The sequence below is a fragment of the Paenibacillus wenxiniae genome (assembly GCF_039822605.1).
GTDB classification, from domain to species: domain Bacteria; phylum Bacillota; class Bacilli; order Paenibacillales; family Paenibacillaceae; genus Saccharibacillus; species Saccharibacillus wenxiniae.
In genome coordinates this window covers 54,728-71,164 of record NZ_JBCGUH010000020.1, presented here as the reverse complement: position 1 = coordinate 71,164, position 16,437 = coordinate 54,728, and the positions used below count along the sequence as shown (strand labels likewise).

Genomic DNA, 16,437 nt, shown 5'->3' with positions numbered 1-16,437 from the left:
CCACAGCAAATCCGTACCACAGCAAATCCGTACCACAGCAAATCCGTACCACAGCAAATCCGTACCACAGCAAATCCGTACCACAGCAAATCCATACCACAGCAAATCCGTACCACAGCAAATCCGTACCACAGCAAATCCGTACCACAGCAAATCCGTACCACAGCAAATCCGTACCACAGCAAAAAGTCTGCATCCTGGGGATGCAGACTTTACTTATTTCATAAGCAGTCATGCCGAAACGAATATACTAGCTAGCACGATACACATCCGATTATTTTTCACACACGTTTCAATTCAATCCACTCGATCGACATACCTGGTTTGATGAAATCCAGCGTCAGTTCATATTGCCCCTGTTCTAGTTGTACTTTGTTTTGCTTCTGACGCAGCCAGCGGCCGGCGGTGCCGTTGCTCTGGGCGGTAGTCACAACCTGTCCGTTGAGCAGCAGGTTGGTTGCACTTTGTGCCCATTCATCGCCATCAGCGGATACGTTTAGGAACAGGCGGTATTGACCGGAATCGGCAACTTCGAAACGGGTAATGCCGTCTGTGACGATTGGAATGCGTACATCGTCTGCTGCCAGAACGGTTTTTTCTTCGGTAGAAATGCTCGTTGTTGCAGGCAGCGCGGTCACGGATGGGATCGGGTCTTTCATCAGTTCTTTGCGCTGGAATACAGGCGATTGCATAATGAATTCGCAAATGTTAATCGCGCAGCGTTGCAGCTCGGCGCGTGTCAGTCTGCCTGCTTCCAATGCTTCGATCGTGTGGTCGCCCCATACGTTTGTTTCGGCTCCATAGTTGGCAACGACCATGTACAGATCATTTTGTGCGCGCACCATCGCATCGGTATGTTTGCGATCAGATGGTCCACCTTCTGCACAGTCGTTCATCACCGCCCACCAGTCGGTCATGACAATGCCGCGGAAGCCCCATTCGCCGCGCAGAACGGTCGTGTTCAAATCGTAGTTGGATGCCGCCCAGTGACCGTTGATCGGGTTGTACGAGGTCATGACCGAACGCGCATCGCCTTCGCGCACAGCGATTTCGAATCCTTTTAAATAAATTTGGCGCAGCGCACGTTCGGATACGACCGCATTCACTTTTGTCCGATACTGCTCCTGGTTATTGCAGGCAAAGTGCTTGAGCGTAGCATACACACCACTTTGTGCAATACCGCGTGTACATGCGACAGCGAATACGCCGGAAACGTAAGGGTCTTCGGAAAAATATTCAAAGTTCCGTCCGTTTAGCGGACTGCGGCGAATATTCAAACCGGGTCCCAACAGCGTATCAATCTCATTACGGCGCATTTCCTGCCCTTCCAATACATATAGTTCCTCAACCAGTCCGACATCCCATGTTGCCGCCAGTAGTGTACCGATCGGCACCTGAGTTGCTTTATCTCCACTGTCCATCCGAATACCGGACGGCCCGTCTGTAGTACACGCCACCGGAATGCCAAAGCCAAGCAGACGATCCGTCACACCGCCAAATGCAGATGCCGTACCCGGCGTCACAAGTGGGCTACTCATCCCTTCTGCACGTACAAGTGCAGCCAAGTCCTCATCGTCTAATTGAGCAACAAATTGCTCCAATGTCACACGTCCGGCACCTACATCTTGCAGCGTATATCCATGATTGCCTGTCTCTGGCAATGGCGCTGGCAAACGATCCTGAATCCGCTGTGCCAGTGAAATCTGACGTGTAGGTACCGGCTCAGCGGTTAGCTCATACGAACCATCTGCTTTGCGTGCACCTGGCTTCATGCGATGAAATTCCTCCACCGGAGCCAGCGCTTCCTCCCATTGTTCGACTACACGCAGCTCAGATAGCTCTAGCGCTGCTCCATCTGCGGACACGTGTGCAACAGAAATTGTACTTGTTGTACTTGTTGTACTTGTTGTACTTGTTGTACCTGTTGTGCCTGTACCTGCATCTGACGCACTCGCTGCTGCGGCAAACGTAACCTGCTCTGTTGCACGCACGCTATTGCCTGCATGGAAATGATACAGCCCTGCTTCCAGCACATACGCATACCGATGTCCGGTGACGCCAGCATCATCATACGATGCCAGACGATCCAGCGGTACGGATAACGTCACCGTCTGCGATGCTCCCGGCTGTAACCATCCTGTTTTGGCAAAAGCGGCTAACGAGCGAGCAGGTTGTCCCAGCTTACCCTGCGGCGCTTCCACATACAGTTGCACCACTTCTTTGCCCGCATAGTCCGTTCCCGTATTGGTCACTTTTACCGCTAGCTGTACGATAGTTTGGTCGCCAGCTTGCAATACCTGAGCAGGCTGTACATCCAGTGCAAATGTCGTATACGACATTCCATATCCAAACGCATACTGTACTTTGTCTGGGCAAAACGTTTCGAAATAACGATAGCCCACATAAATATCTTCTTCATATACACTTTTCAGCTCATTGCCATAGTTGCGTGTGGACGGATAATCGTGAATCGAATACGCAATCGTATCGGTCAGCTTTCCGCTTGGTGTCACATCACCTGCGAGCACATCCGCCAGCGCACGACCACCCTCCATGCCGCCATGCCACGAATAGAGCACCGCGCCGATCGGATGTCCGTGATCAGCAGCATTCACCCAGCTCATGTCGATGATGTTGGAAGTGTTCAGCACCACTACCGTCTGTTGAAATTGTGCAGTGACCCGTTTCAGCATCTCCAGCTCATCCTCGGTCAAACGGTAGCTTCCCGGCTCATCCGCATTGTCCTTATCTTCCCCTGCCGTACGTCCGATCACGACAATCGCTTTTTCCGATTGCTGTCTTGCTGCTGTGACCAGCTCGTCTGTGAGCGGCATTTCCTGCTGGTGCCACGGTTCAGCAGCCCAGCCTCCACCGCCATTATCAAATGGATGCTCAGCGATCCAGCTCTCGTACACTTGCGCCAGCTCTTCATTGACACGCACATCCGGCTTAGCACGTAGCCCTGCCAGCAGATTCGTCGTATACGCTACATTCACGCTTCCGCCTGAACCGGTACCGCTTCGATAATAATCGATCTGCACACGACCGAAAATCGAAACGCTTTCATTTTTTCGAATCGGAAGAATCTGTTCATCATTTTTCAGCAAAACCGCACCTTCGGCAGCTACTTTTCGGCTAAATTCAGCAAATCCTTCAAGCGGTACTCCAATTAATGATTGTGTCATCATAATCCTCCTCATAATCCCGCAACACGGGTAGTCATTATTATAGTATGCCAACCAACAGCACAGAAAAGCAAAAGAATAAGAACATTTCCAAAACTCTGCTCCGCACAAAGCACAAAGCACAAAGCACAAAGCACAAACAGATCATCCAGCCTGTACGCACAACGGTCAAGTGGTCACATGATCGCAAATAGACGGCTATATGCTGTGACTTCACCTAATATTCGAATGAAGATTCCAGCGCTACGGTGCCGATCGCTATCCATACACGAACGGTCTGCTCACTGATTTTCATTTTCTCAAACCTATACAGAGTCCATCCATCTGAACCGATATGCACAACCTTGCTCTGTACTATGTTGCCCAACATCATCCTGTATGTACCCTTTCTATCATAACGAATAAATGAACCGTTTACAAAAAAGGAAGGCATCACCAGCTTTTATCGAGCGATCGTATACAATGATCACCATCATACAATCAACCCACTGTACACATGCAAAATAAAACCAGGATCACCCGAACGAATGCCCCTATTCCGCATTCCTCCAGCATAACCCTGGCTTTCAAGTTTCACTATCGCTATTCCATCTTAAATCAGCCGCTATTACCGCTCCCGATGCACGATATAATCCAGCAAATGCTTCAAAAACGGAATCCCCACTGGCAGCTTACGCAGCGCCTCCAGTGCACAGCAATAATGATTCCACATCTCTCGCTGCGCTCCGGCTTCACCTAGCACCGATACGAAGGTAGAGCTATCATTGCTCTCATCTTGACCAACTGGCTTGCCCAACTGTACCACATCACCCTGTAAATCCAGCAGATCATCTTTAATCTGAAATGCAATGCCGGCATGGTAAGCAAATGTTTGAAGCACGGTCATTTCGCTTTCCTTTGCTCCAGCCAGTAGAGCCGGCATAACGAGCGATGCTTCAAATGCCGCACCCGTTTTGTAAAAGCAAATATCGTTCAATTGCTCCAGCGTCAGCTGCTGTCCACGTGCACGCAAATCCATCGCCTGTCCGGTACAGAGTTCTTCTGCCTTTTGCGCAGAATAGTCCATCAGCTGTAACACAATCTGCGGCGCGAAGCCGCTTAGAGACGCCTGCTCACGAATACTTTTCTGAATAAGGAACAGTCCACTTAGCTCGGCGGTCGCACTATCATGCAATTCATGCAATGTCTTACGTCCACGCCGGGCGGGCGCATTGTCCTGTGATGGCAAATCATCAAAGATGAGCGAAGCGGTATGCATATATTCAAGCGAACGCAGCATCGGCATCACCGCATCTGCCTGTAACCCGTAATGCCGTACTGCCATCACCCATGCGAGAATCGGGCGTAGCCGTTTGCCTGAACCTTCCAGACTGTAGTTCACCGCATCAATCAGCAGCTCATTCATCGGCAACAGGCCATCACGCTTCTCCACCGGTAACGTTTGATTAATCTGTGCACGTACATTATCCACCGTCTCGCGAAATTCCGTCTGCTGCTCCCGATCCTGACGTAAATGCAGCAGCATATGGTCACGCAACAACTTGTCCAGAAAATCCACATCTTCCGCCTGTCGCACCATCTGCTGAATGATCCGGTTCAAACCTGGCATCCCCTGTGTCAACAGCTCCATCGTCTCCGCATAACGAGAAGCACCCAGCCGCTCATACGCTCGCTTCAAACTATTAATCGCTCGATCCAAAATCACCTCGCACGTCTGCTCATCCGAACGATACACTTCATGCAGCAAATAATGGATTACCGCCCAGTACATTTGGAACGGATTGAGCAGATCGGCGCGCTGCTGATAATATTTTAAATAGTACGTATACGGTGTTACCGCACCATTAGCCAGGTCGTCGAATAGATCGGCAAAGTCATCCGCAAGCTGGTTGTAAATGCCATAGCAAAATGTACGCAGCTCGAATCCTTCATCTTCTTCCGCACCCAGAATCGAACGCGCCACCAGACGCGAGCAAGCCGATTTTAAAATGACCGGCACATACAGCTCTTCATTCGTATACGCATCATTCTCCAGCGTGCGCGTCCGATCCACATCCTGTGCCTGAAAAAACACATACGCCTGTTCGAAAAAGTGCTGTTGTCCTCCACCCGGCTGCTGCCGCGCCTTAATGTATTCAAATGCCTCCCGTAGCTCGCGATGAATATACCGAATAAGCTCTGGCTGGCTCCCTGACCAGTCGCCCAGCTTTGGCACCGATCCGGTTAACAGCGCACTGCGAATGAGACGCGAATATTGCTCCTTTTCCAGATCGGATAACAGCTTTGAATCCAACATATCGTCGATAAACGGATACGTCAATCCATAGGAATATCCGAGCCGAATCGCTTCATCCAGTCGGTGCGAGCGCTCATGTTGTGGCACGGAATCATCCATTTCCTCGACCGCATGCAGCACGACACCCACGATGATTTTGATCAATTTACGCTGTGCCTGCTCGGCATTCAACTCCGCCGGAATATGCGTGGTAACCTGCTGTAGCTTGTCCAGCACCCAGATGACCGCGTCCTCGACTCCTTCACGCTGCGCCCAGCGGTATACACCATCCATACTCATAAACTCCGGCAGCTGCGCAGCGCTCGCGCTCGCTGTTGACGCGTTCAGCAGCTTACGCTTCAGGCTATCGACAACTTCCCGCACCCGTTGCTGCGTCTGCGGTGCATCCAGCGCACGTCCCAGATCGCGCATGTAGATATAGGCCACACTGCGATGCAAGTAATCATCTAACTTCCCAGCGCTATGAAGCCAGTGAATATAACGCTGATAACCTTTAGCACTCGGCTGCTGCTTGAGCGGCAACCAGCGCGATAGACGCGAAGTGAACGACATATGCTTGCCCTTCCACTGCCGAAAATCCGCGCTTAGCCCCGATTCATACGTCCGCTCGCTAACATGACGATGAAGCTGGTTAAAATAATGAACCGCCTTCTGCTCTGCTACCGCATAACTTTGCCCCACACTGCTATATTCATGATCCGATCGATTTAAAAATGATCTATTCATAAGGTCTTCCCTCAAATTCTGTTCGTTTTTTGTCGTTAGTATCAAGTAATACGTCGTATGGGTAAGACGGTTACGAAATAATACAATATCACGCCTGTCATTGTCCCATTTTATACATGAAATCTTGTATAAGCTGGTGCATATGCTACGGTGGGGCAAGCGGATTCTATACTTATTTCTTTTTACTATCGAGACAGAACACGTCGTTATATACGTGAATATACAAAAGCACCCCAAGTGGATATTAGCTTACCGGAAAGGTTGCTAATATCCACTTTAAGGGTGCTATTAAAGCGAAGGATGTAGTTCAACGTGATGCGCATTACATTAACGTTTCGTTAGCCATGATTTTGCGCTTGGTGATAAGTAACGATTATCCCTAGGTTAATGAAAATGTACTTAACTACATCTTGCTACAACTAATTTTATTTCATCAAGCCAGCTTATACCCACAATTCGGACAGAAATTAGCCCCTTCATTCTTCGCCCCACAGTTCGGGCAGAAATTCGGCTTTGTACCGCTAGCGCCTGCTGGTGCGGAACTGTTGCTCGGACTTCCCTGTCCTCCAGCAGCCTGTGGCGAATTGGCATTCTGACTGCTCGCTGTACTACCGCCGTGATTGCCATTACCGTCCTGATTACCGTTCGTATTTTGCCCGCTGTTATTATTCGATCCAGCTTGCTGATTATTTTGTCCGTTCATATTTTTCAGCATTTCATTCGCCATATTCATGCCCATCATCATGCCTGCCATATCAGACGCCATACCGCCGCCCTGTACTTTACCAGACGCGATACCGTCGGTCATGCTCACCTGCTGATATCGCTGCATATCGCCGATCATGCCGTGCGAAGCTGTCTTGTTGATCATATCCTGAATTTCTGGCGGATAGCTAAAGCTCATCACCTGGAAACCGGTAATGCCAATCCCGATCTCCATCATTTGCATATCCAGATCTTCACGAATCCCGTTCGCGATATCAAAAGAATTAGCTTGCAGATTAAACATATCTTTGCCTTCGCGTGTAATCCATTTCATCAATAGCTGATCCAGCACAGAGGTGATACGGATTTTCACATCCTCGACCAGATAGCTTTGCTTGATACCTGCTACTTTATCGATTAATGCTACATAATCGCTCACCTTAAAGTTAAATGTACCGTTCGCACGAATCGGCATGCCGCCTGGCAGTTGCGGTGCCGGAATCAGAATCGGACTTTGCGTTCCCCAGCGGACGGTAAATTCCTTTGTATTCACAAACAGCACTTCAACACGCATACCGCTGTTAAAGCCGAATTTGAAACCTTTTAGCGTGGACAGAAACGGAATAATATCCGACTCCACATTAAAAGAACCCTCATCCTCAAAAATCCCTTCAACTTTACCGTTATTCAGAAAAATGGCATCCTGTCCTGAGCGAATAATGAGCTTACTGCCCTTCTTAATCTCTCGATTGCTCCATTTCCAAAAGATCATATCATCGCGAAACTCTTCCCATTCCACGACGTTAGCAAACTGGTTTTTGAAAAATCCCATAGTTTTTCCTCCTTCATTCGTTTGGGGTGGTGGAGAAATGTAATGTTCGGCGTACCTAAGTATAATTTTTATGTGGCTTCAACCACTTTGGGAAACAATACAATGAACCTCTTCTTTTAAAAAGAACCCCGACTTCCGCTATGTGAATTACCGCCGCTGCTTGTTCCGCCACCGCCGCCGCTACTACTGCTGCTTTTTTCGATTTTGCGTTTAGATACAGATGTGCGGATAAAGCGGTCGTATTGATCAAGCAGGCCAGAGGCGCTGGCATCTTCGTAAGTGGCGCGGCTTACAGTGATACGTCCGCCAGAGCGTGCAGCCATAATCCAGACGATGATAATGCCGAGCAGCATGGCAGCAGCGAGTTGAAACCAGATGTTCAGCAGGAAGCTATCCGGATTCACGCCGGGTTTATACTTCATGTATTTGGCGGATAGCTGGATATATTGTTCGAACGCCAGCTGGTAATTGCCATTGCTCAAATACGGTGTGATGCGATCGCGAATCTGGTCCAGGCGCTGGTCATCCAGCAGTGTCTTTGCTTTGCCAAAGCCTGCGAGGTACACTTCACGATTGCGCATATCCATCGTCAGTAGCACAGCATTGCCAAATCGTTTATCATAGCCGAATCCTTTGCTATCATACAGATCCTCGGTTAAAATCTGTACATCCTTGTAATCGGGATTGTTGGTCGTATAAATGACAAAATCGGTCTGTTGCAGCGGACCGTATTCGTTTGCCATTCGATTGACCTCTTGCCGCTCCTGATCGGTCAGCAGTCCGGCATCGTCGTAGACGAGCTTTTTGTTGCCAACTGTACTTGTGTTTGTGTTTGTGTTTGTGTTTGTGTTTGTGTTTGTGTTTGTGTTGGTGCTTGTGCTCGAAGCATACATCGTCTGCTCGGCAGGCAACATCGTAAGGATAACTAACAGCATCGGCAAAAGTAATACCAGGAGTCTCGCCCTTCTTCGTTGCTTCACAGAAGGTCACCTCCCAGCGCCCATGTGATCAGGCGCAAACTAACAAATGTTACTACAGCAATACCAGCAAACCAGCTAAACAGCTTCCCTTTACTCAGCGGCGGCTTACCGACCACTTTACCGGTCTGTCCGTTCATCGCAAACACATATTGCTTACTGTTAAAATCATAATCGACCATCCATACCGGCAATAACGCATAGTCAGCACGCTCGACATGCGTATCCACATCGCGATCGGTATAGGTGACGCTTGTGTAGCCGGTCACGGTCGAAGAAACCGCGGCATCGATATAACCCATCGTTTTCTCTTTGGCACGCGGTAAAAGTTGCTGGTCGTCATAGCTGTATTTTTCCGCGATATATCCTGCCAGATAAGGGGTTTTAAACGATTTGAGCGCATTGTATGGAAAAGGCTCCAGCTTGTCCATTAACTCATCATTCAGCTTTTCAGAAGCATCGATCGGTAAATTCACATAGTGCAGACGCATTTTACGGTAAATATCGTAATAACTCGTCTCCGTATACTCGTAATCGCCCTGTGTATACACACGCACACGAGTTGCCTGTCCACGCGCTTCCACCATGTTATGTAACTCATATAACCAGAATGGCACATACGTACCGGTAATATTTTTGATCCGGTCCGCATTCATAAAACCAGCCGGTGTGAGCAGACCGCCTCGACACCATTTGCGAAAAGCTTCCTGAGCCTGCTGCTTATTAATCGTAAAGGGCAACACACTTCTCGGTGCAAACGCACCGCTCAGACGCTCGCTCAACACAACGGGCGAACCGCAAAAGCTACATACCGTCGCACTCGTCTCCGGCTCCGCCACCAGCTCGGCACCACAGTTGACACAATGATATTCCTGAACTCCACCGGGTACAAACGGAACCAGATTGATCGGATCAGGCATCTGCTCAATATCATCTTTCCTGCCACAACTTGGACAGGCAAGCATACCAGTAGCACTATCAAACATCATACTGCTACCACAGTTTGGACATTTATAATCAATGACAGGCATGGCTTGATTCACCTCAATCTTCTGCTGCATCTATACGTATCGTGGAATGTCGATGATCTAACCATGTCACTGATACGCATATTGAAACGTCATTATATTGCACACTATTAAGATTGCACATTATCATAGCGTTGGAAAAGAATCTGCTCCAATCGCAGGAGTACAGTATTCATTCCCTATCCTTAACATAACCGTAACTGAGCGACTTGGACTCAAGCTAGTTTACATCAGTAGCGCTCATGCACGTATTTATGGGCTAGAGCGTGTATGCGAACTACTATACATGTAAGCAGTACTTCACTATAGGAAGAAATAAGCTGAAAAAATGATTTACAGTGTTAGCGATCTCCTAACACGTGATTCAATCCAAAAGGATTTTCGCAGAGCAAAATATGTTACCTCTTCCGTGTTAGCGATCTCCTAACACGTGATTCAATCCAAAAGGGATTTTTGCAGGGCAAAATATGTTACCTCTTCCGTGTTAGCGATCTCCTAACACGTGATTCAATCCAAAAGGATTTTTGCAGAGCGAAATATGTTACCTCTTCCGTGTTAGCGATCTCCTAACACGTGATTCAATCCAAAAGGGATTTTTGCAGGGCAAAATATGTTACCTCTTCCGTGTTAGCGATCTCCTAACACGTGATTCAATCCAAAAGGATTTTTGCAGAGCGAAATATGTTACCTCTTCCGAGCAAAGGCGTGTACAATTTATTCCGAATCGATAAATGCTTGGAAGAGAGAGGATTTACCCCCTTATTACTTCCCAAAGTGATTTCTACTCCAGCACAAACAGTTTGCGTACACGTCCTAATACGACTGTTGTTATTGCTCCCATTTGCGTATGACCGAAAATTCTAACCCTATCCTATTTAAGTTCTGCCTGCTGCTTGAGCGTATCCAGCTTTTGTTGCGGCGTAGGGATGACTGTAGGATCAGGCTGTGCATCCATACCGGCTTCGAGACGTGCAATCAGCACATCCAGATCTTCCTCCTGCTGTCCGCCGCCACGCACTTCAGCCCACGCTTCCGCTTCATTCAGTGCCTGATTGGCATGTTGCTCCATCGCCTGTAACGCCGTATTCGCTGATCTATCCGCCGTCTGCGCTTTCGCTGCGTTCATTTTACCCTGTAGCTCGGTATAACGTGTTTGCAGCTGATCCAGATCGGCAACGAGCTTGTTTTGCATCGCCTTCATCGCTGTAGCTCGGGCAGATGCACGTTCATATGCGGTTTGTAGCTCGATATGCTTGGTCGCTAGACTTGCCTTTTTATCCAAAAAGCGAAGCGCTGCTGATTCGTCGCCCTGCTGTACTGACTTTTCTGCATAACGTTGTAATTTATTCACCTCAGCACTGCTCTCATCCAGCGCGCGCTTCGCACGAGCTTCGTCCGCCAATACCGCCGCTGTCTCTGCTTTCACCTGACCCAGCTCGCTCGTGAACTGCTCCATCGCCTGTCTTACCGTGCGCTCCGGATCATCCGAATGCTGGAGCAAATGATTCACATTTGCCTTCATCACATCTCGTAATCGCGTCCACATGCTCATATCCGTCCACTCCTTCGTTAAAGGGTATATGTAGTATTGTACACGTTTTCTCACGCTCAGGTTTCATTTTTCTGGATATGGACGGAGAATATGGATATCCCATATGGATGGATGTCATACAAAATGAAGGCATAAAAATATGAAAATAAACAAAACAAATAGCCGTTCCTACCCCGATAGGGGAAAACGGCTAGAACATAAAACGTATATCATTCAATCTATGATCGTACAGACAAATGGCCTGCTTAGTTCTTTTTCTGATTAGGGCTTGTATTAGTCAATACAGGCAATAGTCTTTCACTTTTTTCCATTAAAGAGTCACATTGGCCGCATCTTGGCTGAACCGACAACACAAAGTTGTCCCTCATCCACCCATTGCACTTTTCATTCGTACATGACCAGATCGGCGTCATTTCCTCTGGAACATCATCCATCGGGCTTTTCCGTGAATAGTACAAGCAGCATCCTTCTTTCTTCATTGGAGTTTATAAGTGAAAAAAAAGTCCCAATATGATGGTTGGGACTTTCCTACAGCTTAGAGAAATATTACAGTTTTACAACGTTCTCAGCTTGTTGACCGCGTTGGCCTTGAACAACGTTGAATTCTACACGTTGACCTTCGTCCAGGGATTTGAAGCCGTCGCCTTGGATCGCGCTGAAGTGTACGAATACGTCTTCTCCGCCTTCAACCTCGATAAAACCAAAACCTTTTTCTGCGTTAAACCATTTCACTGTTCCTTGTTGCATGTGTGTTGCCTCCTAGAAAATAAGTTTACATGATCTTCAAACTTTAAAAAAAATCACATATTGGACAAGGTTACATCATCAAATTGCAACCCTCTACAATATGTGACTCAGGTTCAAATTCAATACATTAACTATAACACATCCAGCGCAAATCAACAAGTTTATTATGAAATGATTCCAATCTTTATTAGCAAATATACATGCTGGCTTGTCCATTTAGATGACCTTAAAAATCGTAAACTCATTCTACTCATGATGTCGTTTATCCGCATTCCATCTGCCTTGTAGCGATTTAGCTAGATCATACATATAGGTCTGAATATTCGTTAAAATATATGTTTTATGCACCCTATTATTTCCTTATTTTCCTATCCAAAAATACAGTTTAACGCTTTATTTTTACGCTTGATCATCTGAATTCAGTTTTTTCAAACTTATCTAAGGCTCGATCCGTAGCTTTTCAAGCGTTGTGAAAAATACATCTTCCAGCTCCCAATTAAATTCACTGCAAACATAATGATCAATCTCCGTCAGTTGCTGTTCATGCTCATATTCCAGACAAGGACGCCCTTCACTCCATAAGACACGACAACTATACTTCTCCGTCACTTGCTGAATGATATAATCCTGCGTAACATAGCTGCGGCTCACTGCCATCGTTCTACTCCTCCTGTAGTTCATTTTCTATGGAACGCTGTTATATGGTGCTCTTGGGCGTTCTTAGGCGCTTTTAGGTGCTCTTCGGTGCTCTTGTGCTCTTGTGCTCTTGTGCTCTTGTGCTCTTGTGCTCTTGTGCTCTTGTGCTCTTGTGCTCTTGTGCTCTTGTGCTCTTGGGCGTTCTTGGACGTTCTTGGACGTTCTTACGTGCTCTTATGTACTCTTAGTTGCTATTAGTTGCTATTAGGTGCTTTTTTAGATGCTTTAGGTGCTCTCAGGCGTTCTTATGCTCTCCTATGCTCTCTTAGGCACTCTTATGAGATACTTTTCTACTCCTATATCGGCAACTCTGCTGATCCTATATTGTTACTCCTCTGCTTTGTCCGATGCCGGGTATATGCTGAGCGATGCCGCCTGCTGATCCTATATTGTTACTCCTCTGTTCCCATGTAGGCGCTCTTCTATAGAACTGCATTATAGATTTGAGACAATTATTCAAAAATATTTGCTGTATCTATATCGTAGTGCATACCGTGGTCATTGCTTTGTTCACTCTTCATCCGTACATATTGTTTACTTGTTATCTCAGGCAGACCCATAACAAAGCACAGGCACAGAATGCACACCTTTGCTTTGTTATGCTGTATGAAGTTTAGTAGTTTAGTAGTTTAGATCTTCAATCTTACTCCTGCGCTACAAGCTCCTGCTCCTGCTCCTTCAACTGCACGATATCATGCCCGGTCGGATTCTGGAACGCACGCAACCCAAACGTCGGTGCCACCGCAAAAATATGATCAAAAATATCCGCCTGAATCCCCTCATATACCGCCCAAGTAATATCGTTACTAAACGCGTAAATCTCCAGCGGTAGCCCGTTATCGCCTGGCTCCAGCTGTCGCACGATCAACGTCATCCCTTTATGAATTTGCGGATGATGGCTCAAATACTGATGAATATATTCACGGAACACCCCAATATTTGTCAGCTGCCGACCGTTCACATTGCTCTCCCGATTAATCTGGTGCTGTGCATTATACGCTTCAATCTCGTCCAATCGAGCAGATACATAATCAGAAATATAGTGGATTTTGCGAAACTCTTCAATCATCGCCGGTGTACAAAAGCGAATGCTGCTCGTATCGATCCGAATGCTGCGTTTAATACGTCTACCCCCGGCTGCCTGCATGCCGCGCCAGTTTTTAAACGAATCCGAGATTAGCGCATAGCTCGGAATCATCGTAATCGTTTTATCAAAATTCATCACTTTGACCGTATTCAGCGTAATATCGATCACATCGCCATTGGCATCATACTTCGGCATCTCAATCCAGTCGCCGACACGCACCATATCATTAGAAGATAGCTGAATGCCTGCGACCAGACCAAGAATAGAATCCTTGAAAATCAGCATCAACACCGCCGACAACGCCCCAAGCCCACTTAAAATAATGAGCGGATTTTGCCCGATCAGATTCGAAATGATGATAATGCCGCCGATAATAAACAGCACGATCTTCGCCACCTGAATATAACCGCGAATCGGACGGATTTTGGCCACTTCAAATGACCGATAGATCGCATCAAACGCATTCAGCAGCGCATCCAGTACCAGAATCGCCACAATAATCGTATACGTCATCGCCGCCTTCTCAATTAGCCCCTGATAGGCTGGAAAGACAGGCGCGGAAAAGTAAATAATAATTGCCGGTACAAGCTGAGATAACTTATGAAATACCCGTTTCTCTACAATGATATTATCCCATGTATATCGATTGTTATTGACGATGTGTATAATCGTCCTGAGTACAATTTTCTGCGTAATCCAGTTGGCTAGAATACAGATGACCGCGATAAACCCAATCATGATGATATTTGCGGCATAGCCGGTAATCGCTTCGTTCATCCCCCACTGTTGGAGCTGGTTTTTGATAACATCCATTATGGTATGAGTTCCTCCTTGCTGTAGATGTACGGGTTTATTATAAAGGAGAGAACTGGAGGAAACCAAGTTTGAGGGAGAAAATACATACTTGTAACGATTACATATCCATAAGGAGCGTATATAAATGTTAAACATTTCTGAAATAAAGCAATTGTTCAAAATGAACAGCTTGTCCTTCACTCGCGGGCTAACAAACGAAGAATTCCAACAAATCGAACAGACCTATAGTCTGCGTTTTCCTCCTGATCTTCGCGAGATGTTATCCCATATGTTGCCGATTGCAAAGGGATTCCCGATATGGCGTGACCGATCTCAACGTAATATTGCTTTAATACGACAGTATTTAAATGCACCACTGGAAGGCATCTTATTTGGTATTGAGTACAATCAATTCTGGTACCCAGCATGGGGGGAGCGTCCGGAAGACAATAAAGCCGCACTGGAAATCGCCAGGCAGCAATACGCTAACGTGCCACCCCTTATACCCGTGTATAACCATCGTTATCTGCCTACTGAACCGTATGAAGCCGGAAACCCTGTATTATCCGTCCATCAGGTCGATGTCATTGTCTATGGGGCGAATGTAGAGGATTATTTTCAAATTGAATTTAACAGGAAATCTTATCCGAATATGGACTTTGCGTCTATTAAGCCGATCGAGTTTTGGCTTGATTTGGATCGACCGATTTAGGCTTTAGATGGAGTTAATGAGATGATAGGGTTAATGATTTGGGTTTGTGTTCTGGGTTTGTGTTCTGGGTTTGTGTTCTGGGTTTGTGTTCTGGGTTTGTGATTTGGGGTTGTGTTCTGTTATAGCATCTATATAAGTTATGGTACAGTATCGCAAACAACCACTAAATACGGCGTGTACGCAAACTGTTTTGGCTGAAAATAGACACTACTGTGACAAAGAATAAGAGACCTGACTCTGGTTTCGTAAAGGAATCTGCGGATTGGGAGCACACGGCAGATTTCCGTACCAGGAGATCACTAATACTGTAGAGGTACGATATTTCGCTTTGCAAAAATCCCTTTCTCATCGCACCTCGCGTTAGAAGATCGCTAACACTGTAGAGGTACGATATTTCGCTTTGCAAAAATCCTTTCTCATTGCACCTCGCGTTAAAAGATCACTAACACTGTAGAGGTACGATATTTCGCTTCGCAAAAATCCTTTCTCATCGCACTTCGTGTTAGGAGATCGCTAACACTGTACAGGTACGATATTTCGCTTTGCAAAAATCCCTTTCTCATCGCACCTCGCGTTAGAAGATCACTAACACTGTAGAGGTACGATATTTCGCTTCGCAAAAATCCTTTCTCATCGCACTTCGTGTTAGGAGATCGCTAACTTTGTAAGAGGTACGATATTTCGCTTTGCAAAAATCCCTTTCTCATCGCACTTCGTGTTAGAAGATCGCTAACTCTGTAGAGGTACGATATTTCGCTTTGCAAAAATCCCTTTCTCATTGCACCTCGCGTTAGAAGATCACTAACACTGTAGAGGTACGATATTTCGCTTCGCAAAAATCCTTTCTCATCGCACTTCGTGTTAGGAGATCGCTAACTTTGTAAGAGATACGATATTTCGCTTTGCAAAAATCCCTTTCTCATCGCACCTCGCGTTAGAAGATCGCTAACACTGTAGAGGTACGATATTTCGCTTTGCAAAAATCCTTTCTCATTGCACCTCGCGTTAAAAGATCGCTAACACTGAACAGGTAAGATATTTTGCTTTGCAAAATCCTTTTCATTGAACCACGTGTTAGGAGATCACTAACACTATAGAT

The 16,437-nt window shown here is 46.6% G+C and carries 11 protein-coding genes; 1 reads left to right on the top strand and 10 read right to left on the bottom strand.

Features of this window, described 5'->3' with window-relative positions; genetic code table 11:
* Positions 1-281: 281 nt before the first annotated feature.
* The 10 genes from AAHF22_RS21940 to AAHF22_RS21895 all read right to left on the bottom strand — a co-directional run bounded on the left by AAHF22_RS21940 (position 282) and on the right by AAHF22_RS21895 (position 14,644).
* Complete coding sequence (locus tag AAHF22_RS21940; protein WP_347327127.1) at positions 282-3,185, bottom strand: glycoside hydrolase family 3 protein; 2,904 nt, start codon at positions 3,183-3,185, stop codon at positions 282-284.
* 607 nt (positions 3,186-3,792) lie between these two features.
* The gene (locus AAHF22_RS21935) at positions 3,793-6,207 is read right to left on the bottom strand and encodes a polyprenyl synthetase family protein (protein WP_347327126.1); all 2,415 of its coding nucleotides are present in this window, start codon (positions 6,205-6,207) and stop codon (positions 3,793-3,795) included.
* 433 nt (positions 6,208-6,640) lie between these two features.
* Positions 6,641-7,744: an SPFH domain-containing protein gene (locus tag AAHF22_RS21930; RefSeq protein WP_347327125.1), complete on the bottom strand. Its 1,104-nt coding sequence runs from the start codon at positions 7,742-7,744 to the stop codon at positions 6,641-6,643.
* 116 nt (positions 7,745-7,860) lie between these two features.
* Positions 7,861-8,724: a TPM domain-containing protein gene (locus AAHF22_RS21925; protein WP_347327124.1), complete on the bottom strand. Its 864-nt coding sequence runs from the start codon at positions 8,722-8,724 to the stop codon at positions 7,861-7,863.
* Complete coding sequence (locus tag AAHF22_RS21920) at positions 8,721-9,752, bottom strand: TFIIB-type zinc ribbon-containing protein (RefSeq protein WP_347327129.1); 1,032 nt, start codon at positions 9,750-9,752, stop codon at positions 8,721-8,723. The genes AAHF22_RS21925 and AAHF22_RS21920 overlap by 4 nt, the downstream gene beginning before the upstream one ends.
* Positions 9,753-10,620: 868 nt before the next feature.
* Positions 10,621-11,301, bottom strand: coding sequence for a PspA/IM30 family protein (locus AAHF22_RS21915; protein WP_347327123.1), 681 nt, complete (start codon positions 11,299-11,301; stop codon positions 10,621-10,623).
* Positions 11,302-11,546: 245 nt separating this feature from the next.
* Positions 11,547-11,780, bottom strand: a complete 234-nt coding sequence (locus AAHF22_RS21910) for a cold-shock protein (protein WP_371834095.1) — start codon at positions 11,778-11,780, stop codon at positions 11,547-11,549.
* 67 nt (positions 11,781-11,847) lie between these two features.
* Positions 11,848-12,048 (bottom strand): cold-shock protein, encoded by a 201-nt coding sequence (locus AAHF22_RS21905; protein WP_347327122.1) that lies wholly within the window; start codon positions 12,046-12,048, stop codon positions 11,848-11,850.
* A gap of 438 nt (positions 12,049-12,486) precedes the next feature.
* Positions 12,487-12,705 carry a hypothetical protein gene (locus tag AAHF22_RS21900; RefSeq protein WP_347327121.1) on the bottom strand — a complete coding sequence of 73 codons (219 nt, stop codon included), beginning with the start codon at positions 12,703-12,705 and terminating at the stop codon, positions 12,487-12,489.
* Between the two features lie 682 nt (positions 12,706-13,387).
* Positions 13,388-14,644, bottom strand: a complete 1,257-nt coding sequence (locus tag AAHF22_RS21895) for a mechanosensitive ion channel family protein (protein ID WP_347327120.1) — start codon at positions 14,642-14,644, stop codon at positions 13,388-13,390.
* A 127-nt stretch (positions 14,645-14,771) separates the two neighbouring features.
* Between AAHF22_RS21895 and AAHF22_RS21890 the strand changes: the two genes are divergently transcribed.
* Positions 14,772-15,338 carry an SMI1/KNR4 family protein gene (locus AAHF22_RS21890; protein ID WP_347327119.1) on the top strand — a complete coding sequence of 189 codons (567 nt, stop codon included), beginning with the start codon at positions 14,772-14,774 and terminating at the stop codon, positions 15,336-15,338.
* Positions 15,339-16,437 lie beyond the last annotated feature (1,099 nt).

Coding starts and splice junctions, on each gene's coding strand:
- AAHF22_RS21895 (WP_347327120.1), bottom strand. CDS start 14,644: ATGGATGTTATCAAAAACCAGCTCCAACAGTGGGGGATGAACGAAGCG.
- AAHF22_RS21900 (WP_347327121.1), bottom strand. CDS start 12,705: ATGGCAGTGAGCCGCAGCTATGTTACGCAGGATTATATCATTCAGCAA.
- AAHF22_RS21935 (WP_347327126.1), bottom strand. CDS start 6,207: ATGAATAGATCATTTTTAAATCGATCGGATCATGAATATAGCAGTGTG.
- AAHF22_RS21905 (WP_347327122.1), bottom strand. CDS start 12,048: ATGCAACAAGGAACAGTGAAATGGTTTAACGCAGAAAAAGGTTTTGGT.
- AAHF22_RS21890 (WP_347327119.1), top strand. CDS start 14,772: ATGTTAAACATTTCTGAAATAAAGCAATTGTTCAAAATGAACAGCTTG.
- AAHF22_RS21920 (WP_347327129.1), bottom strand. CDS start 9,752: ATGCCTGTCATTGATTATAAATGTCCAAACTGTGGTAGCAGTATGATG.
- AAHF22_RS21930 (WP_347327125.1), bottom strand. CDS start 7,744: ATGGGATTTTTCAAAAACCAGTTTGCTAACGTCGTGGAATGGGAAGAG.
- AAHF22_RS21940 (WP_347327127.1), bottom strand. CDS start 3,185: ATGACACAATCATTAATTGGAGTACCGCTTGAAGGATTTGCTGAATTT.
- AAHF22_RS21910 (WP_371834095.1), bottom strand. CDS start 11,780: ATGAAGAAAGAAGGATGCTGCTTGTACTATTCACGGAAAAGCCCGATG.
- AAHF22_RS21915 (WP_347327123.1), bottom strand. CDS start 11,301: ATGAGCATGTGGACGCGATTACGAGATGTGATGAAGGCAAATGTGAAT.